Origin of the sequence: Clostridium tyrobutyricum (assembly GCF_019144085.1) — a bacterium.
Lineage (GTDB): Bacteria > Bacillota > Clostridia > Clostridiales > Clostridiaceae > Clostridium_B > Clostridium_B tyrobutyricum_A.
This window is the reverse complement of the sequence record NZ_JAHHUY010000023.1, coordinates 30,067-49,548: the sequence shown is the minus strand read 5'-3', so window position 1 is coordinate 49,548 and position 19,482 is coordinate 30,067. Positions and strand designations below refer to the sequence as shown.

Annotated in this window: 23 protein-coding genes; all 23 read left to right on the top strand. The window is 31.7% G+C overall.

Translation table 11 applies throughout. From position 1 onward, the window contains the following. Positions 1–295 precede the first annotated feature (295 nt). The 23 genes from KM800_RS10845 (at position 296) to KM800_RS10740 (ending at position 19,482) form a co-directional block, all read left to right on the top strand. Entirely contained in the window at positions 296–520 is a 225-nt protein-coding gene (locus KM800_RS10845) for a hypothetical protein (RefSeq protein ID WP_217813084.1), read from the top strand. Positions 521–1,064: 544 nt separating this feature from the next. After that, positions 1,065–1,394, top strand: coding sequence for a hypothetical protein (locus tag KM800_RS10840; RefSeq protein WP_217813083.1), 330 nt, complete (start codon positions 1,065–1,067; stop codon positions 1,392–1,394). Positions 1,395–1,576: 182 nt separating this feature from the next. After that, positions 1,577–1,933 (top strand): DUF1643 domain-containing protein, encoded by a 357-nt coding sequence (locus KM800_RS10835; RefSeq protein ID WP_217813082.1) that lies wholly within the window; start codon positions 1,577–1,579, stop codon positions 1,931–1,933. A 665-nt stretch (positions 1,934–2,598) separates the two neighbouring features. Beyond that, positions 2,599–2,721 (top strand): hypothetical protein, encoded by a 123-nt coding sequence (locus KM800_RS15525; protein ID WP_254906539.1) that lies wholly within the window; start codon positions 2,599–2,601, stop codon positions 2,719–2,721. Positions 2,722–2,728: 7 nt separating this feature from the next. Continuing rightward, complete coding sequence (locus KM800_RS10830; protein ID WP_217813081.1) at positions 2,729–4,534, top strand: cation diffusion facilitator family transporter; 1,806 nt, start codon at positions 2,729–2,731, stop codon at positions 4,532–4,534. A 2-nt stretch (positions 4,535–4,536) separates the two neighbouring features. Continuing rightward, positions 4,537–4,902, top strand: coding sequence for a hypothetical protein (locus tag KM800_RS10825; RefSeq protein WP_217813080.1), 366 nt, complete (start codon positions 4,537–4,539; stop codon positions 4,900–4,902). A 2-nt stretch (positions 4,903–4,904) separates the two neighbouring features. Beyond that, on the top strand, positions 4,905–6,200 hold the full coding sequence (locus tag KM800_RS10820; RefSeq protein WP_217813079.1) for a hypothetical protein: 1,296 nt from the start codon (positions 4,905–4,907) through the stop codon (positions 6,198–6,200). Beyond that, positions 6,200–7,300: an AAA family ATPase gene (locus KM800_RS10815; protein ID WP_254906538.1), complete on the top strand. Its 1,101-nt coding sequence runs from the start codon at positions 6,200–6,202 to the stop codon at positions 7,298–7,300. Before KM800_RS10820 ends, KM800_RS10815 begins: the two co-directional genes overlap by 1 nt. Before the next feature lie 350 nt (positions 7,301–7,650). Continuing rightward, positions 7,651–8,841 carry an IS3 family transposase gene (locus KM800_RS10810; RefSeq protein WP_217813077.1) on the top strand — a complete coding sequence of 397 codons (1,191 nt, stop codon included), beginning with the start codon at positions 7,651–7,653 and terminating at the stop codon, positions 8,839–8,841. A 1,022-nt stretch (positions 8,842–9,863) separates the two neighbouring features. Further along, positions 9,864–10,148: a DUF4351 domain-containing protein gene (locus KM800_RS10805; RefSeq protein WP_217813076.1), complete on the top strand. Its 285-nt coding sequence runs from the start codon at positions 9,864–9,866 to the stop codon at positions 10,146–10,148. Positions 10,149–10,309: 161 nt separating this feature from the next. Continuing rightward, positions 10,310–10,633, top strand: a complete 324-nt coding sequence (locus tag KM800_RS10800; RefSeq protein WP_217813075.1) for a nucleotidyltransferase domain-containing protein — start codon at positions 10,310–10,312, stop codon at positions 10,631–10,633. After that, a complete protein-coding gene (locus tag KM800_RS10795) occupies positions 10,614–10,811 on the top strand; it encodes an HI0074 family nucleotidyltransferase substrate-binding subunit (RefSeq protein WP_254906537.1) in 198 nt (65 codons plus the stop codon). The genes KM800_RS10800 and KM800_RS10795 overlap by 20 nt, the downstream gene beginning before the upstream one ends. Before the next feature lie 14 nt (positions 10,812–10,825). Continuing rightward, positions 10,826–11,611, top strand: a complete 786-nt coding sequence (locus tag KM800_RS10790) for a sulfite exporter TauE/SafE family protein (protein ID WP_217813074.1) — start codon at positions 10,826–10,828, stop codon at positions 11,609–11,611. Positions 11,612–11,846: 235 nt separating this feature from the next. Then, positions 11,847–13,841: a methyl-accepting chemotaxis protein gene (locus tag KM800_RS10785; protein ID WP_217813073.1), complete on the top strand. Its 1,995-nt coding sequence runs from the start codon at positions 11,847–11,849 to the stop codon at positions 13,839–13,841. A gap of 125 nt (positions 13,842–13,966) precedes the next feature. Further along, positions 13,967–14,500 (top strand): flavoprotein, encoded by a 534-nt coding sequence (locus KM800_RS10780; RefSeq protein ID WP_217813072.1) that lies wholly within the window; start codon positions 13,967–13,969, stop codon positions 14,498–14,500. 211 nt (positions 14,501–14,711) lie between these two features. Further along, on the top strand, positions 14,712–15,119 hold the full coding sequence (gene mntA / locus KM800_RS10775; RefSeq protein ID WP_217813071.1) for a type VII toxin-antitoxin system MntA family adenylyltransferase antitoxin: 408 nt from the start codon (positions 14,712–14,714) through the stop codon (positions 15,117–15,119). Beyond that, entirely contained in the window at positions 15,112–15,513 is a 402-nt protein-coding gene (gene hepT / locus KM800_RS10770; protein ID WP_217813070.1) for a type VII toxin-antitoxin system HepT family RNase toxin, read from the top strand. Before mntA ends, hepT begins: the two co-directional genes overlap by 8 nt. 51 nt (positions 15,514–15,564) lie before the next feature. Beyond that, positions 15,565–15,954: a secondary thiamine-phosphate synthase enzyme YjbQ gene (locus tag KM800_RS10765; protein ID WP_217813069.1), complete on the top strand. Its 390-nt coding sequence runs from the start codon at positions 15,565–15,567 to the stop codon at positions 15,952–15,954. A 23-nt stretch (positions 15,955–15,977) separates the two neighbouring features. Beyond that, positions 15,978–16,157, top strand: coding sequence for a YjfB family protein (locus tag KM800_RS10760; RefSeq protein ID WP_217813068.1), 180 nt, complete (start codon positions 15,978–15,980; stop codon positions 16,155–16,157). Between the two features lie 36 nt (positions 16,158–16,193). After that, complete coding sequence (locus KM800_RS10755; RefSeq protein WP_217813067.1) at positions 16,194–17,033, top strand: hypothetical protein; 840 nt, start codon at positions 16,194–16,196, stop codon at positions 17,031–17,033. Between the two features lie 66 nt (positions 17,034–17,099). Next, entirely contained in the window at positions 17,100–17,369 is a 270-nt protein-coding gene (locus tag KM800_RS10750) for a late competence development ComFB family protein (protein WP_254906536.1), read from the top strand. A 96-nt stretch (positions 17,370–17,465) separates the two neighbouring features. Further along, entirely contained in the window at positions 17,466–18,797 is a 1,332-nt protein-coding gene (locus KM800_RS10745) for a TrkH family potassium uptake protein (protein WP_217813066.1), read from the top strand. Positions 18,798–18,822: 25 nt separating this feature from the next. Beyond that, positions 18,823–19,482, top strand: a complete 660-nt coding sequence (locus tag KM800_RS10740) for a potassium channel family protein (RefSeq protein ID WP_217813065.1) — start codon at positions 18,823–18,825, stop codon at positions 19,480–19,482.

Here is a 19,482-nt window from a genome sequence, read left to right as displayed (position 1 = left end):
AAAATAGCTACTAAAAGAAATAACAAATCACAAGATCTGACAGAAAAAAGTTTAAACACCTGGGAAGAAATTAGCATAGATAAAAATAATAGGTAATTGCGAATGATTATTAACGCAGTTACCTTTTTTATTGTCCAAAAGAAACTCACCCTGTTCACAACAATCCCCAGCAGACTCTTACAATATGGGTCATCAAGGTAAAAACTGGAACAAAATCAATGATTTAAGTAAAGTTGCTAATTATATTTTGTGGAAGTCATTTTCCATAAAATAATAAACAAGGAAGTTATAAAGTATGAGCGAAATAGAACAATTAAAACAGGAGTTTCAGTGGGTAAAATATAGAATTCATGTTCTAGACATTATTGAGAAAAAGCTTTTACTAATGAGAAGTATGGCAGGAAAAGCTAAAACATCCAAACTCAGTGAAATAGAAATACAGGATCTGAATTATAAGATTAACAATTTGGCAGGACAGGCTAGAGCCTTAGATGAGGAAATTAAGAGTGATTATAAATAATAGATAATTAAATTTTATTTTGAATCTTTAATCTTCTAACTTTATCCACTATACCCCAGCAGTTTCTGGATAGAATAGATGCAATTTCTTTATTGGTATTGCCAATCTGTTTTGACTTTATGATAAGTTATATGTTGAGATGTTTTTGGTAAAGGGCATATTTATTATCCTATTTTTAAATATATAATTATTATCTGTAAAATATAGTGATTTTATATATAAATTAGGTTCTAATGCTAAAGTGTAGATTTAATCTTCCGATAATTGATTAAAATAGTAATTAATTTATTATTTGTAATATATATTTGATAAAATTTAAAAAATTGGATTAGGGGAAATTTTCATGAAAATACTTTTAGAACACTTAAACATAGTATTTTAGTAGTTGTTATAGTAAGTATTATAGTAAGTATAAAAATCTCATGCTTTTGTTGACGGCTGGGTAATAGGAAATTTAATCGCCGCTATACTTAGTTCTCTACTGGTGTATAATTTATCCAATAAATATAGGGTTATTATATATTTTATAGTTGTATATGCAATATTGAGGGTATTTGAAGTAATCATATATCAGATAAATGTATTGTTGTTTCATCATTTAAAAAGAAAGGATTATAAGATTAAATCCGTAACCCGTATGGTTACGGCACTTCTCAATAATTACGTTGAAATTATGTTTTGGTATACTATTATGGTTATTGCTTTAGTTATTCTTAATAATGGAAGTGCCTATAAAGTGAAATGGTCAAGTTATATAATGTCAAATATTTTATGTATAACTACACTTGATGGCAGCTCTATAAAGGATGCTGTACATACATCCTATACATATCTTTCGGATATTATATTTTTGAAAATCATGTCTCCGGAGTAATCATGATCATTATGTCGCTGGCAAGATTTATAGGAATACTTCCGGGAGTAGGTGAAATTGATGCTGATTGATATATTTTAATACATAATGAGAATTTAGATTTTAGAATTATATAATTGTGAAATGTTAAAAAATACAAGAGTGCCTGGGAAAAGTAGCTATATTGGAGGGTCGCAATAATAATGAAAGTATATCCAGAGTTTATAATTGATAAGCCATTCTGTGAAAAGGAGTATTGCTGCAAAAATATCTCTTTAAGATATTTACTAGAAGTAAAAATGTGCAATAATCAAGATGATGTTTTGTGTATAATGATGAATCCAAGTATTGCAGATTCACATCAATCAGATGATACAATAAATAGTATTTTAAGGCTATTAAAAGATAAATACATATTTGGAAAGTTAAAAGTGGTAAATTTATATCCTATTTTTAAGAGTCAATCAAATGAATTATCATCAATTATAAATGAATTGAAAATTACTTTGGGCGAGGATAAATATAATAGTATAATGAAGACAAATTTCTATAAGATCTAAGAGCAAATTGTTAAAACAGATAATATAATACTAGGATGGGGTGACCCACCAAAAGGAATTAGTGAAAAAGAGTATATTGGTAGGGCAACTAAAATAATAGAATTTTTGTCATATCTAGTTGAAAAAAAGATTTTTACTTTTGATACAGATACATGGAATAGTAACTTAACTAATAAGGGGCAGCCGCGACATCCAGGACGAAATAATTTAATAGGGTTAGCAAAATGCAGTATAGGAAAAGAATCAAATAAAATATATTTTATTTGAAAAAGCTATTTTTATATCTATATACTTGTTTGAGGATACTGACCTGTACTCGAATTGATGAACACATATGAGTTAGATATAATAATCATATGGAGGAGATAAAAAATGTTAGGTAATTTTGTTCAAGACAACCGAAGGTAATCTATAAATTTATAAAAAGCCAGCGTGACATACACTCGGTTACAAAGATGTGCAAATTATTCAATGTGCCACGCAGTGGATATTATTTATGGAACAGGCCATCCAAAAGCAGGATAAAAATCGAAAATAAACAGATACAGGAGATAGCACAGGTCGTTATTATCGGAATCATGGAATCTGCGGGCTTGACAAGCTCCTTTGTGGCTTAGAAGTCAAGGAGATTGGATTAAAATATAGATTTATAGGTGGATAATTATGTGCTTAAATTAATAGAAATAAGGTTTTATAGAAATATTATATGGGACAGGCATGTGTCCTATTGTTTGAGCATAATAAAACATAATTATGCAGAAATGAAAAAACTTGTGCTGAAAGGATAGATATATTATGGAAAAGGAAAATGCTTTTCTTGATGAAAACCAATGGCTTAGTGAGGATGTAGCAAACTCTTTTGACTTCGATGAGTTGGAAGAGAAACTCCAAAGTCAATTAGAAGAAGAACTTGCTGATTTGGAATTTTTGGAAAATGAAAAAGAAAAAATAGGAAATCCGGACAATCTTGGAAATGTCATTATGGATGTTGTTTGGGAGCAGTTTATGAATCAAATTGCTGTCACCGCTGGGGAGGATTTTATTAAAGAGAATAATTGCCTCAAACTTGATTTACGAAATGAAGTTCATATTCAAACAACAGAAAATTTTGAACATGGGAAGATTGCAACACACAATACTAAGATTGATTATCAAGAGCGATATAATGAAATGAGAGCTGATTTTCAAACAGATCCAAATATGGAAATCAAAATGAGTAAAAATATGCACTTTGATGAGAAAACAAAGACATATGAGCGTTTTGATAAAAATAAACAAGAGTGGGTTGGTAAAACTAGGTATAACGAAGATACTAAAGTATGGGAAGATTGGGATATTAGAAGTGGCTCGTGGAAGAAAAAGTTAGCGTCTGATGCGAGAGAAAATTTTGACACGAGAACTAAAGATCAAAAGGGTTCAAAAACTGTTGCGAAAGATCATACTATCTCTGCCGCAGAGCAAATAAGAGATATGGATGCAGCAGCACATATGGATAGAAAGTCACGTCAGAATTTTGCAAAAAGTGATGCTAATCTAAATGATTTGGATGCAGCAGCCAATCAGTCCAAAAGTGACCTTACTATGGAGGAATGGTTGGGTAATCCACGTGATGATGGGCAGACGCAGTCAGAATATTTTGGACTTGATGAGGAAGCTCTGCGTAAAAAATACGAAGAGGCTCATGAAGAATATGAAAAGCAGAAAAAAGAAGCTGAGAAGAAATCCATTGAGGCAGGAAAACAGTCCCAAAAGGAAGAAGCGTTTCGTATTGGAGGAAAAGCACTCAGAGCGGTGCTTATGCAGTTACTTGCTGATTTGGTTAAGAAAATTATCGCTAAGTTAGTTAAGTGGTTTAAGTCCGCTAAAAAGGGCCTAGATACCCTTCTAGATAGCTTAAAAGAAGCTATTCATTCATTCATCAGTAAAATGAAAACACACATGATTAATACAGGAAATATTGTGTTTAGTACTGTTGCAACAGCGATTATAGGTCCTATTTTTGGAACCATAAAAAAAGTATGGATGTTGTTAAAGCAAGGTTGGAAATCGCTTAAAGATGCTGTCAATTATATAAAGAGCCCGGAGAACAAAGGTAAACCTATTGGTCGTCTCCTTCTCGAAACAGGTAAAATAATTATTGCAGGATTAACTGGAGCTGGAGCATTAGTGATTGGCGAAGTTATCGAAAAAGGGCTGATGACAATTCCTATATTTGCTGTTGAAATACCTTTAATTGGTAGCCTTGCAAATATTCTAGGCATTTTTTTGGGTGCTGTAGTTGCAGGAATTATAGGTGCTATTATAATAAATCTTATTGAAAAAAGAATTGAAAAGAGTCAAAAATCAGAAAATGTCGAGGCTCAAGTCAATAAGGGTAATGAGGTTTTAAACCTTCAACATCAAATTCGTATTGTAAGCGAAGTAAAGCTTAAACACGATAAAGCAAATGCAGCGAATACGATAAAAGAACGTCATGTAGCAGCGACTGACATGATGAGTGAATCGTTAGAAAATATTGCAGCAAACTGTAAGGAAGATGAGTCTATCCAGACGACACTTGATGATATTGATAGGTTATTAGATGAATTGGAGGATGAGTGATTATGAAAAAAGCATTAGGAATAATTGGAACTGGTTTGATAGCCGGAGCCGTTGTTTATGTACTTTTGAATAAAACAAAGAAACCAAAGGATGATGCTATCGCAGCACCTAAGGAAGATTCTGCTGATATTTCATCGGGTAACAGCGTCTCAATAATAAATCCCAATTATGTTTATGGCGGCAGTGATGAATTTGGCAATGTTAAGTCTTCAACTATAAGTACTATGTTTACTAGACATGAAGAAGTTTCTAAAATTATGAAAGATGCTGGTGAAATTATTTGTAAGAGAAGTAAAATTTATAAAAATAAGAATCGTGATTTGGAGCAAATCTCCGATGAATTATACGAATTACTAGGTGAGGAATAAAGATGAGCGAATTAGTGATAAAAACCTATGATTTTGAGGTCGCAAAGAAAGGCTTAAAAGAATTTTCAGAACAAACAACAACGGATTTGGATTTGAAAAAAGTAGATACATCTAAAGACGTTAGTGAGTGGTTTGGTGAATGGTTAAAAGGTGGTGGCATTGGTACTGACCATAAAGTAACTGGAGCTGAATTAAATGAATTAACTAGTCAAGTTCAAAAACATTTGATAGACATTAATACCATGCACAGAAGATTTATCCAAGAATTTGGGCAGGTATATAGTGCGTTAGAAGCATTAGATAAAGATTATATTCAAGCTATTTTGATATCTATAAAAGCTACTGAGGAAACCGGTAAGCGTATTGAAGCTACACAAGAACAGATAAAAAAGATTGTCGATGACCAAAAGAAAACGCTTGAGCTTCTAAAAAAATTCAAGCAGAAATTGGACAACTATGCCCATCTTGGTGACATCGATAAGATGTGGAATGATTGCCAGAAATGGCATAAGGAGATAACAACGTTATCAAATTCGATTAATAACGCAACATCCACTGGTAATGCAAATGCAAAGAAAATTGATGGGTTAAAAGCGGCATTAAAAACTACAGATGACAAGATTGCAGATTTTGGAAAGTGTCTAAATAAGCAGATTGCCCAGATTGAATCCGTACTTATGTTTACTTGTGAACTAGAAAAAATAATCCATTTATATGACATAGATGAAATGTGGGAGTCTTTATCTAATGACCATAGTTCATTGATGAACATCTGTAATGATTTAAATTCTATTAGGGGTGTTGCAACCAGGCAACAATCTGATATTGAAATTCTTTTGAAGTTTATGTACACTTTGTCTGGTTACGAGCATTTGCAGGATATGGATGAAATTTGGAGCAAGACAGAGGTTCATTCGGATAGATTGGATAGTTTGGCTCAACAAAGTGATAATACGATTGAACTTGTTCGTGCCAATCAAAGTCATATTGATGAGTTGTCGAAGTACAAAGAAGAACTTTGTGACATTGTACATTTGCAGGATATGGATGAACTCTGGGATTCAAATGAGGTACATTCTAATCAAGTATCCAAATTAGAAAAACAGAGCGAAGAAACAAACAATCTTATTCAGAATAATAAGAAACTCATTGATGTGGCCATTGCAGATGTGGTAGAAAAAAACGATACAGCGGTTCAGATGTTGACTAAAAAAATCAAGTATGCTTATTTACTTGCGGGCGGTACGCTTGGTCTTGCTTTAATTGAATTGGTTATTATACTTTTGAAGGTGATATGATGTATAAATATAAGAGTGCGTTAATAAATAGTGCTTCAAAATTAGATGCCATTACGGATTCATGTGGCGAGATTACAAAACTTGCAGCCTCAATTATCGAGGATGATAGCAAGACGGCTACGGTATATCTCCTAAAAAAAATATCTGAAGTGGTTGGTAATCAAAATTATAAGATTGAAATAAAACGTATAGCACAGTTGCTGAATTCAAATTTAATTGAATATTATGGTTATACAGCATTACAAAATGTCTGCAAACCAGATACAGAAACACCAGAGGATACAAGAACATTAGAAGAATTACTGGATGAGCTGAATGCTCTTGTTGGTTTAGAAACTGTCAAAGCAAAGGTCAATGACTTGATTGCTTACCAAAAGGTTCAGAAGTTACGTAGAGAGAATAATCTGCACTCTTCAAAGAACACTTTACATCTGGCTTTCACTGGGAACCCCGGCACAGGAAAGACTACCGTTGCACGTATTGTTGGCTATATATATAAGCAGATAGGATTGCTTTCCAAAGGTCATTTTGTTGAGGTTTCAAGAACAGACTTAATAGCTGGCTATCAAGGGCAAACCGCGCTTAAAGTAAAGAGTGTAATTGAAAAAGCCAAGGGCGGTGTTCTGTTTATTGATGAGGCTTATAGTATTACGGAAAATGACCATAGTGATTCATACGGTCGAGAATGTCTTACTGAATTAACAAAAGCGTTGGAAGATTATCGTGATGATCTGGTTGTCATTGTAGCTGGATACACAGAACCAATGGAAAAATTTTTCAAATCTAATCCGGGGTTGAAATCTCGATTCAACACTTTTATTGAGTTTCCTGATTATGCGGTAGAGGAATTGGAAAAAATACTTATCTCGCTGTGTGATAATAATGATTATGTTCTTGATGAGAATTTACTTATTGTCATTCGTGGTTTTTTGGAAGAAAGCATTTCTAAAAAGGATGAGAACTTTGCCAACGGCCGATTAGTAAGAAATCTTTATGATGATTTGGTGATGAATCATGCAAGGAGAGTTGTCAATATCAAAAATCCAACGAAGGATGATTTGTCTACAATAATCAGTAATGATTTTAAGGCTCTGCAATAAGCATGGATATGTTTCAACGAACGCAAGAAGTAGAAGTGGATATGTTCTCACAAACAGGAGTTCAGAAAAGTTCAGATATGACGTACTTCCTATCCTCTCGCGTCATGTTGAGAGTGTTGTATTGATGTCAATATTTAAGATATTATAACTTCAATTCGTAATATAAAAAATCAGAATATATGGATCTAAGTCAATAAAGTGTACACGAAACTTGAAAGGATAGCAGAAATAGCAAGTAATATTAGCTATATTTTGTAAAATATAATATGAGGAGACTTTCTGACCCCATAATAGTCTTCGACATAACCTAACGAAGATGATAAAATTAGTATTATTCGGAGGTTATAGATATGGGTAGAAAGAAATACACTTTAGAAGAAAAAATTAAAATGGTAGAAGAATTAAACAAAGGGTTAACAAATGCACAAGTATGCAAGAAATATGGAGTTTCATCATCTACACTTAGTACATTCAAAAGGCAAATTGCTGTTATAAATGCAACAGAACCAGAAAACTATAAACCTACAGTTAAAGAAAAAGTATTAGAAGATGAAAATAGGAAACTTAAAGAGCTTTTAGGGAAAAAAGAATTAGAACTTGACATGCTGCATGCTGCAGGATTTATTAAAAAAAAAGAGGTACCTAAAGTAGCTGATAAAATAGAATTAGTAAAAAAGTATATAAGGAAAGGATTAAAATTAGCTAGAGCCTGTAGATTACTTCAAATAGCTAGAAGTTCCTGTTATCCAAATGAAAAAGTTAAACATTGTAAGAATAAGCCTACGGCTAAGGTCGGTAGACCTATACCTGGATACTCCTACAGTATAAATAATTGCATAATAGATGATTCAGTTATTGAGACGCTTTTACATGAGACTTGTGAGAAATACCCATTCTATGGATATAAGAAGATTACTAAAATTCTTAGAAAAAAACATGGATTAAGAATTAATGCAAAAAAAGTGTATAGATTAGTAAAGAAACTAGGACTACTTCTGCCATATGTTAAACACTTAAAACAAGGTCATTTGGCTGTAGCAAGAAAAGTAACCTCGATGAATCAATTATGGCAAATAGATATAAAATATGTTAAAGCATTGAATGGACAATTTATAATGCTAACAGATATAATAGATGTCTATACTAGAAAATTAGTAGGCAGAGAAATAACAAAAACAGCCACTACTAATGATGCCTTAACAGCTGTAGAACGAGCATTAAAAGAAAATAATGTTACCAAAAACTTAATTTTGAGAAGTGACAATGGACCACAATTCACTTTTGTTAAATTTGAACATTTCTGCAAGATTAATAATATATACCATGAGCTTATACCAACCAACTCTCCTAATTATAATGCTCATATAGAATCCTTTCACGCCTTACTTGAAAAGGAATGTATAGCTTGGAATGAAATTAAAAATTTCACACATGGCTATATAATAATTGATGATTACATAAAATTTTATAATGAAGAAAGAATTCATGGTAGCTTATCATACATGAGCCCAAATGAATTTATAAGAAAATCTATGATTTAATTAAAATTCGTTAGAATGTGCCGATAATATGGGGAGCAATCCGGAGACGCATGCGGGAGTGCGACAAAAAGTGGCTTTTTCTTGTAATAATATTAGTGCAGAGGTATCTGCTGTCTTAGTAGTAAAGGTATTCCCGTCCGAAACTGCGTCAGAAGTAATTCTGTGGTGGGTTGCATGAGGAAAAGCTTAATTGATGGTCTAGTATCCGAGATTGTCAAGGGCAAGGGAAAGAATGGTACGGTCTATGATTAAGCGTCGTTAACGGCAGCAATAAATAGGATACGTTTAGATAGTGTATTACAGATAGGAAAATGCAACTTCTGGCGTGCATATGTAACTACCCACATATCTGTCGGAGTATTGATTAGACTTAACCCATTCGCAACTAATGGAAGCTAAACTTGATAAGAACTATAGAGTCCGTGGAAATGGTAGGTCAAACGTAAGGAAGATACAATTCTTTAGATGGTAAAAGAACGTTAGAAAAAGCGAATGCTACCACGGTGCAAACAAACAGGAATAAGAAATAACTGGGTAGATAATGTCAAAAGGCATATTGCATCATTCACATATTGTAAAAATTATTGGACCTTCGTATAGGACAAAAGATGTTTATGAATTAATTCAGCAAGAAAGAACCCATGATTAATTAAAATTTACTATCAAATATTTATGCATTTTCATGTTGGAACTTTTCAACATTTTGAACTTGACATTTACACTGTGTAGACACCCCTTTTCTTTTATTTTATATCGTTCGAATTTTTGTGTCTACATTTTTATACTAGCACCACTATACCATTCTATAGAACCAACTAGTCAATATGAAACTTTTCAAATTCGTCAGTATCACAATTATATATCTTTATTATAACATCTTCAAATCTAGATAATTCACCCACAGTAAACTCATTTTTTAATTCAAATTTAATACTATATAAAAATATATTTTGCTATGGAGTATAATAGAATATTCTGATAAAATTAAATTAGAAAAATCTAGTCAAGGGGAGGTGGATATCATGGTATCCAATTTAGGTAAAAGTATAGACAACATAATAAGGGAAGGCAGAAAGACAGGAATGGAAGAAGGCAGAAATGAAGGCATAAAAGCAGGTAGAGAAGAGGGCAGAAAAGAAGGTAAATCAGAATTGATCATTAAAATGCTTGCTAAGAAATTTATCAAACTGCCTGATAGTTATGTTAACAGGATAACTGATTTATCAGATGAAACTTTGGATAAAATTGCTGTGGGCATATTAGATATGGAAAAAGTAGAAGAACTGGAGAGATATTTTAAAGATTGAATTTAGAGATAGTTATAATATTTGAAATAAGTATAATCAAAAATAGAAAATAAGACTGGATTTGTGTAAAAACTAAAGCCAGTCTTATTTATTATATTTAACTATTTTTTTGTGGAAAGAGATAATTGTATGGATTATAATAATGTCAATGGGGTGATTTTTTGAAACTTGAAGAAAAATTGGGCATAAAAAAGGAATTATTGATACAAATTCAAAAAACATTTTCAAAATTTAAAAACGTAGACTGTGCAGTTGTTTTTGGTTCCAGGGAAAGAGGGGATTACAAATATAACTCTGATATAGATATTGCTATTTTAGGAGATGATATTACATCTAGAGATTTCAATTCTATTTGTGATGGATTAAATCAACTGAATACAGCTTTTACTTTTGATGTATTAAATATGAAGAATATATCCAAAAAAGGTTTGAAAGATAATATTGAGAGGGAAGGAATTGTAATTTATGATGCTGGAGAGAGTTAAAAATAGATACATAGATTTTAAAAAAACTTTTTTTAGATTGAAGGATGCAAGTGAAATAAAAGATAATAGTGATATTTTAGTGGATGCAGTTATTCAAAGATTCGAATTTACTTTTGAACTTAGCTGGAAACTCATGAAATCATATCTGAAATGTTATGATGCGGCTATTATAGCATAAAAGGAGATGTGTTAATGCAAATTTTGTGGAGTCATATATTTATTCTTTTTCCAGCTGGTATTTTGGCAGGAATCGTTGGTTCAATTGCTGGACTGGCATCACTTGTTTCCTATCCGGCATTGTTAGCTGTGGGTATTCCTCCTGTCCTAGCCAATATTACCAATACTGCTGCCTTAGTATTTAGTGGTATTGGATCAACAATATCATCAAAACGTGAGTTGAGTGGTCATAAGAAAGATCTTCTCAGGTTACTGCCACTTACAGTCGGAGGTAGTATTTTCGGTGGTTTACTTTTGTTGATAGCTCCGGTGTCGGCTTTTGAACATGTTGTTCCATTTTTTATTTTAGGATCGGCTATTTTAATATTACGTCCTGAATTACTTCATTTTAATAGAAACAAACAACAGTCTGTTTCTAGCATTACTTACAAGAGAATATTAAAAGTTAGTTTGTATGTGGCAATATTTCTTGTTGGAGCATATACGGGATATTTCGGTGCAGCTGGCGGTGTTATTATGCTTGCACTGCTTGCGGCAACAAGTGATATAAAATTTACAGAGTATAATGCATTAAAAAATGTTTCACTTGGCGCATGCAATCTGGCGGCAACTATATTATTTGTATTTCGTTCACACATTTATTGGTTGGCAGCAGCACCATTAGCTGTCGGATTCTTTATTGGAGGATTTATCGGACCATACATTGTACGATACATTCCTGCTAAGTTACTGCGTATATTAATTGCCTGTGGAGCAATTGGATTAGCTCTCTATCTGTTTATTGAGACGTATTTAGGATGAATAATAAAATTTCATCTACAAGAAATACTGTATATTTAATGAAGCTAACTAATCAGTTTAAGTAAATATTGTATAAGTTAGAATAACTTGAAGAATATCTTGCATATGGTTTTTACTATATAAAGCATAGATTTAATTCCCCGATATTTATAATGTAGAATATTTTGTAATAATATATAAAATGAATTACTATACAGCATATTCTATAAATCTGACATACAAAAGGTGGAAGTCTATGAAAACTATTAAAGGCAAGATAATATTGATAATTTTAATCACGTGCATATTAAGTTTATTGGTATCTTCAGGTGTTAGTTACTTTATATTTTACAATTCCATAATGACGGAATCCAAAAATAAAATTTTGGCGCAATCCGACAAGTATGCAGAGAGTATTAATGGCTGGATTGATGGACAGGCAAAAATATTAAATGAAATTGGAGATGGAATACAACAAATAGGAATCTCGAATGACAAGAAAATTTTAAATTATCTACAACAAAAAACAAAATCTAATCCATATTCCCTGGCTGTATATATGGGATTTAGGAATAAAAAATATTTAGATGGCTCTGGCTGGGTACCTGATAATAAATTCGATTGCACTCAAAGAATATGGTATAAAAGTGCTATTGAAAAAAGAGGTTTAACTTATTCAGAGCCTTATGTAGATGCTCTAACAAAGAAAATGGTAGTATCCATATCAAAACCTATAATAGAAAATAACCAGATAATTGGAGTTGTAAGTTCTGACATTAAACTAGATACAATTATAAATACTGTGGATAAAGCAAAACCCATAAATAATAGCTATGCTTTTTTGCTGGATAGTAAAAATAATTTTATGGTTCATCCAAATAAAAATTTTAAACCTACAGCAGAAACAACTAAAAATATTTATAAAGTAATGAATGGACATTTTTCTCCGGTACTTAAGGGAAACATAATATTATTAGAGGATTATGATTCTAGAAAAAAGTATTTTGTAACTTCTAAAATTAATACTTGCAGTTGGAGAGTGGGGTTATCGGTATCTAAGGATGAATTGGAGAAACCACTGAAAAAATTGGTTATGTGGCTCACACTTATAATAAGTGCTTCATTATTATTTGCAATGATGGTTTCAATGTATTTTGGAAAAAAGATAGGAGATCCAATACTGTTTTTAACAAAAGGAGTAAATAAAACTTCAAATTTTGATTTGACTGAAGATCATAGTTTTGACTATTTATTAAATAGAAAAGATGAGATAGGTCAGCTTGCAAATTCTTTTAGTGTAATGAGGATGGAATTAACTGGATTAATTAAAGATATATTGAAAAATTCTCAGAGTATGAGTAAAGAAAGTGAAAATTTTTTTGATGCTATTAAGAATATATCATCAGAAACTGAAGATATAAATTGTGCTGTAAATGGTATAGCGGATACTGTACAGGAATCGGGAGCTGTATCAGAAGAAATCAGCGCATCTATAGAGGAAGTGGATGCCAGCATAAATGAACTTTCAGGCAAGGCAGATGAAGGAAACAGAAATGCTGATAAATTTAAACAAAGGGCCGATAATATGAGAATTACGGGTAAATCTGCAGTGGAAAATGTCCAAAAATTATATCAGGAGAAAGAAAAAAATATATTGAAAGCAATTGAAGATGGAAAAGTTGTGGAAGATATAATAATGATGGCAGATACTGTTGCAAGTATAGCGGAACAGACAAATTTACTTGCTCTCAATGCTGCAATAGAAGCTGCAAGGGCAGGAGAACAGGGAAAAGGATTTGCAGTTGTGGCTGAAGAAGTTAGAAAACTTGCAGAACAATCTTCACAGGCAGTTTCAAGTATCCAGGATACTATCGTAAAAGTTCAAAAGGCATTTGGCTCACTTTCAAATACTGCTAGCCAAATATTGAGATTTGTAGATGAAGATATAAATACTCAATTTGTTAATTTTCAAAATATTGGTGATTATTATTATAATGACTCAGATTACACGAGTAAAATGTCTAGTCAGATAGCAGTATTTTCAGAGCAACTTAATTCTACTGTAAATCAATTGAGTGAAGCAGTTCAGTCTATGGCGGAAAATATCCAAAGCTCATCTGGAAATGCGGAAATCATAAAGAACAATATTAATGAAAATACAAAGTCAATGGAAAAGGTTGTGCTGACAGCGCAAAATCAAATGGAAATGGCACAAAAACTTGGTAAGATGGTAAAAAAATTTAAAATTTAAATATGTTGAATATAAAGAGCGTATATGCGTTCTTTTTTGATTTTTTGGCAATATGTATGATATTTGATGCTATAATTTAATTATAGTATAAACATTATAAAACTTAAGATAAAGGATGTGTAAATATGCTTGATGGTAAAAAGATAGTAGTTGGTATTACTGGATGCAGTGCGGCTATAAAAACTTTGGATGTGATTTCCAGATTAAAAAAACTTCATGCAGATGTATATGTTGCCATGACAAAAAATTCAACTAATTTTATAACACCGCTGATGGTACAGAGAAGCGTTGATCACCCGATTGAAATTGAAGCCTTCGACTTGCCAAAATCATGGGAAAAAGGTCACAAATCTCTTTCAAAAGACACGGATTTGCTTTTGATTGCACCTGCTTCTGCAAATATTTTGGGAAAAGCAGCTAATGGAATTGCAGACAATTTGTTGTCAACAATTATTATGTCAACACGTACTCCCAAAGTCATGGCTACACATATTAATAACAAGATGTACAATAGCCCAAGTGTGCAGCGTAATGTAAAGACTTTAATAGGTGATGGCTTTACTTTTGTAGACAATGGGAACAAGGAATATCCTTCAATATTTCCATCTGTTGACCAGATAGTGGATACAGTAGTTAGGGTTTTAGATGCCCAAGCTTAGAGTATGGTTTTCATAATTTATAAAGCTGAAAAAGCTGGTGTAATACGATGAATGTATTACACCAGCTTTTTTATAATTAGTTTTGAATAAAAGTCAAGAGCTTATAAAAATTTTAGTATGGTTTATATGTGAATAGTCTGATAAAATAAAGGTAATAAATACATATTATGATGTCATTCAATGATCATAGATTTAAGGAGATGTTGATTAGTTGAATATAGATAAAGATAATGTAGATAAAATAGTAGACTTTTTAAAATATGAAGTTGAACCATATTTGATTTATATTTTTGGATCAAGTGTAAATGGAATTTTTAGAGAAGACAGTGATATAGATATAGCTTTTATGAGTGATAATGAATTTTCATCTTATGAGATATTTATGTTGGCTCAAAGACTTGCAGATATATTGAAAAGAGATGTGGACTTAATTAACTTAAACAAAGCGTCTACTGTATTTAAAGTCCAAATAATAGCTAATGGAAACTGTATATATTGCAGTGATGATAATAAAAAGGCATATTTTGAGATGTATGCTTATAAGGAATATGCTCGTTTAAACGAGGAGAGACAAATAATATTAGACAATATAAAAAAAAGGGGACAAATATATGAATGATGTTGTTCTAAATAAGATATCTGTTATTGAAAGATGTATAAAGAGAATCAAAGAGGAATACTGTAACAATCCTGAAAATCTAAAAAATTATACTAAACAGGATTCAATAGTTTTGAATATTCAAAGAGCATGTGAAGCTTCCATAGATTTAGCAATGCATATAGTTTCAGAAAGAAAACTTGGAATTCCACAAAATAGTAGGGATGCATTTGAAATATTATTTAATAATAAAATAATAGATAAAAAACTTGTGCAAGAATTGAAATCTATGGTTGGATTTAGAAATATAGCTGTTCATGATTATCAAACAGTGAATTTGGATATAGTAAAAGCTGTAATTGAAAATCATATAGATGATTTAAAAAGGTTTTCTAATTTAATGCTTAAAATATAGATATTATAAATTTAGAGTTATACTTAAGTCTAAAAGTTTGGAGGTACTGATTTGAAATACGAAGTAAAAACTAAAAAGGAACAGGAATTTATAAATATAACATCTCTTGTAAAAGAAAAAGTAAAAAAAAGTGGTGTTAAAGATGGAATTGCAATAGTTTTTGTTCCACATACTACAGCAGGAGTAACCATAAATGAAAATGCTGATCCGGATGTAGTAAGGGATATACTCTATGCGTTAAATAAAAAATTTCCAGTGAATGATGCATATCTACATGCAGAGGGAAATTCTCATGCCCATATAAAAGCTTCATTGATGGGTTCATCCTGTAATGTTATTATAGAAAATGGAGAACTTGTACTTGGAATATGGCAGGGTATCTATTTTTGTGAATTTGATGGTCCAAGGGATAGAAAAGTTTGTATAAAAGTTATTGGATAATCAGGATAAAAGGAGGAATTTAGATGGATATAGCATCATTATCAATTGCTATGAACCAATCAAAGGTTCAGCAGAGTGCAGGTATAGCACTAATGAAAATGGCTATGAACAACACCAGCGAAAATGCTGGACAGATCACAGAAATGTTGGAAAATGTTTCTTCAAACCCAAATTTGGGAAATAATTTGGATATAAAGGCATAACTTTAAAGTTTTACACATATAGAGGAGATGAATTGATTGATAAATATTGTTTCAAGTGTAATTACCAAACATAATATAATGAATACACACAGAAAAAACGATAGTGTATTGGATAAATTAAATAAAAATTTAGTTGAAAATGGCAAATTTACTGCAGATGACTTTAAAGTAGATCAATTGAGGACTCAACTTAGAAACAGTCAGATAGCAGAGCAGCATATACAGGAAGGTATGTCTCTTCTTCAGGAAAAGAGAAAAGCCGTGACTTCACTTCAGGAAATGTCAAATCAGCTTAAACAATTGTCCATACAATATAGAAAAGATAATTGTACAAGTCAAGACAAGCAATCTATAGAAAAACAGGCAAAAGAAATAATTGAGAACATGAACAGTATAATGAACAATACTTTTGGAGATAAAAGTGCTTTTTCGGGGAGAACAGTTTCAGCAGAAACAAGTGATGGATCTAATATTATTGTAGATATGAACCTTAGTCTAAGTCTAGATAAATCCGGTGACAAAAAATCTAAAGATAATAATAAAAATTATACAGATGATATACATATAGAAGGAAATTTAAGTATAGATGATATACTTGAAAATACTAATGCAATAGAAAATAATTTGATAAAACCATTGGATAAATATTTAAATGAAATACATAAACAAATGACAGGATTATTCAATGATGTATTGTATCAGGACATGGTTTTGGATATGGCAACTAAAGGGTTGAGCTCTCTGGGAGAGTTAGATGTGTATCAAGCAAGGACTATTATGGAAAATTCTGATATTATAGTTAAAAATGCAGGCAATGCACTGTATTGTCAGAGTGGAAATTTAGATAAAAATACAGTTGGTAAGTTGATCAGATAGCTATTGGATATGAATTACAAGTAACTACTATCTAGGAAAATATACAAATATATTTGAGAAGGTGAAATGTTGGTAAAAAATTATATGGAAGATATTGTAGATGCATTGATGCCAGGCATTCTGGAAAAATATGATGGTATTTGTAAATGCCCTAAATGCTTGGATGATATAAAGGCAATAGTTTTAAATAATCTTCCACCAAAATATATATCTACTGAAAGAGGAATGTTATATACTAAATTAAATGAACTTTCAAGGCAGTTTAATACAAATATAGTAAAAGAAATTGTTCTTGCTATAAATATAGTGTCTAAAAATCCATCTCATTCCCATTAAAGTTTATCAAGGTATAAAAACTTCTATAAGGAGATATGCTAATAATAAAATTAAGATATAGCAACTCATATAAAAAATGAAAAAGGATGCTATTGCATGACACTCAATAAAAAATTATTTAAGATAAATGAACTTCAGATTTTAATACTTGGATTTTTATTCATAATCTTTATAGGTGCGATTTTGCTTTCTCTTCCAGTATCTTCACAAAAGCATACATATACAAGTTTTTTGGATTCAGTATTTATGGCTACCTCTGCAACTTGTGTAACAGGGCTTTCAATTGTGGATACAGGAAATTACTGGACCTATTTTGGAAAGTCTGTAATTTTAGCTTTAATTCAAGTTGGAGGACTGGGATTTATGTCATTTTCAACTTTTCTGGCACTGCTTTCAGGAAGAAGGATAACCCTTAGAGAGAGGCTGCTGATTCAGAAGTCTTTGAATTCTTTTAATATACAGGGGCTTATAAAGCTGTCAAAGTATATATTGATATTTACATTTTCGGTAGAAGCTATAGGGGCAGGTATTCTCTCTATACATTTCATACCGCAATTTGGAATTTGCAGAGGGCTGTTTTATTCTATTTTTCATTCGGTTTCGGCTTTCTGCAATGCTGGAATAGAACTGGTTCCATATCATAATAATACGGATATTGTACTGACTATAAGTGCCTTGATTATTACTGGAAGTTTGGGATTCTATGTATGGAAGGAGATATATGGTTTAAGAAGGGTTAGGGACATAAAGAAAATATCCCTTCACTCAAAAGTATGTATAACTATGACCATAATACTTTTGGTATCTGGAACCATACTATTTTTACTGTTTGAATTTAAAAATCCATATACTATGGAAAAGATGAATTTAGGACATAAATTCCTGTATTCATTTTTTGCATCAACTTCATCTAGAACTGCTGGATTCAATTCCATATCTTTCCATGATATGACGAGAAGCAGTAAGTCTCTTATTGTAATTCTTATGTTTATAGGTGGAGCCCCAGGCTCTACTGCAGGTGGAATAAAAATAACCACTACTGCTATAATTGTAATGACAGTAGTATCTGTAATAAAGGGAAGACAGAATACTGAAATTTATCACAGGACTATAAAAAAAGATCTTGTCTATAAATCTATTGTAATATTGGTAATTGATATATTACTGGTACTAGTTTCTTTTATGATATTAGGTGTGACTGAATCCAGAGAATCTTCCGAAATTATATTCTTTGAATGTGTATCGGCATTTGGAACTGTGGGATTGAGTTCGGGACTTACAGCACAACTTAGTACTGTGGGAAAGATAATAATAATTGTAGTCATGTTTTTTGGAAGATTAGGTGGACTTACAATAATATTGTCCATGACAAACAGAAAAATTCCAAAGTCCATAAAATATCCTGATGATAGAATGCTGATCGGATAAAACTTTTAATTTGGAGGTAAACCTTATGGTGAAGAAACAGTATCTGGTTATAGGTCTCGGAAGATTTGGAAAGTCAATAGCCAGGACTTTGTATGAGCTTGGGAATGATGTACTGGCAGTTGATTCCAATGATGAAAATGTACAGAGTATAAGCAATTATGTGACACAGGCAGTTCAAACAGATGCTACTGAAGAAGAAAATTTAAATGCACTTGGAGTAAACAATTTCGATGTAGCCATAATAGGAATAGGTGACGATATTCAAAGCAGTGTTGTAGTTACACTTCTATTGAAGGAAATGGGAATAAAGCATGTACTGGCTAAGGCAAATACAGAACTCCATGCAAAGATATTATACAAGATAGGTGCTGACAAAGTGGTTTTTCCAGAGAAGGATACTGCTATTAGAGTTGCCCATAATCTGGTATCAAATGGCATATTGGATTTTATACAGCTGTCTTCCGAGTATACAGCTACTGAAATACTGTGTATGAAAGAATGGATAGGAAAAACTCTAAGTCAACTTGATATAAGAACTATATATGGGATAAATATTATAGCTATAAAGAGAAAAAATGATATAAATGTTTCACCCCCATCAGATTTCAAACTCCTTGAAGGAGATATAATTGTAGCTATCGGAAAACAGAGCCAAATTGAAAAGCTGGAAAAAAGTATGAGTTAA

Bases quoted from the DNA above. Each gene is read 5' to 3' on its own strand.
- KM800_RS10845 (WP_217813084.1), top strand. From the start codon at position 296: ATGAGCGAAATAGAACAATTAAAACAGGAGTTTCAGTGGGTAAAATAT.
- KM800_RS10835 (WP_217813082.1), top strand. From the start codon at position 1,577: ATGAAAGTATATCCAGAGTTTATAATTGATAAGCCATTCTGTGAAAAG.
- KM800_RS10830 (WP_217813081.1), top strand. From the start codon at position 2,729: ATGGAAAAGGAAAATGCTTTTCTTGATGAAAACCAATGGCTTAGTGAG.
- KM800_RS10825 (WP_217813080.1), top strand. From the start codon at position 4,537: ATGAAAAAAGCATTAGGAATAATTGGAACTGGTTTGATAGCCGGAGCC.
- KM800_RS10820 (WP_217813079.1), top strand. From the start codon at position 4,905: ATGAGCGAATTAGTGATAAAAACCTATGATTTTGAGGTCGCAAAGAAA.
- KM800_RS10815 (WP_254906538.1), top strand. From the start codon at position 6,200: ATGTATAAATATAAGAGTGCGTTAATAAATAGTGCTTCAAAATTAGAT.
- KM800_RS10810 (WP_217813077.1), top strand. From the start codon at position 7,651: ATGGGTAGAAAGAAATACACTTTAGAAGAAAAAATTAAAATGGTAGAA.
- KM800_RS10805 (WP_217813076.1), top strand. From the start codon at position 9,864: ATGGTATCCAATTTAGGTAAAAGTATAGACAACATAATAAGGGAAGGC.
- KM800_RS10795 (WP_254906537.1), top strand. From the start codon at position 10,614: ATGATGCTGGAGAGAGTTAAAAATAGATACATAGATTTTAAAAAAACT.
- KM800_RS10790 (WP_217813074.1), top strand. From the start codon at position 10,826: ATGCAAATTTTGTGGAGTCATATATTTATTCTTTTTCCAGCTGGTATT.
- KM800_RS10785 (WP_217813073.1), top strand. From the start codon at position 11,847: ATGAAAACTATTAAAGGCAAGATAATATTGATAATTTTAATCACGTGC.
- KM800_RS10780 (WP_217813072.1), top strand. From the start codon at position 13,967: ATGCTTGATGGTAAAAAGATAGTAGTTGGTATTACTGGATGCAGTGCG.
- hepT (WP_217813070.1), top strand. From the start codon at position 15,112: ATGAATGATGTTGTTCTAAATAAGATATCTGTTATTGAAAGATGTATA.
- KM800_RS10760 (WP_217813068.1), top strand. From the start codon at position 15,978: ATGGATATAGCATCATTATCAATTGCTATGAACCAATCAAAGGTTCAG.
- KM800_RS10750 (WP_254906536.1), top strand. From the start codon at position 17,100: ATGTTGGTAAAAAATTATATGGAAGATATTGTAGATGCATTGATGCCA.
- KM800_RS10745 (WP_217813066.1), top strand. From the start codon at position 17,466: ATGACACTCAATAAAAAATTATTTAAGATAAATGAACTTCAGATTTTA.
- KM800_RS10740 (WP_217813065.1), top strand. From the start codon at position 18,823: ATGGTGAAGAAACAGTATCTGGTTATAGGTCTCGGAAGATTTGGAAAG.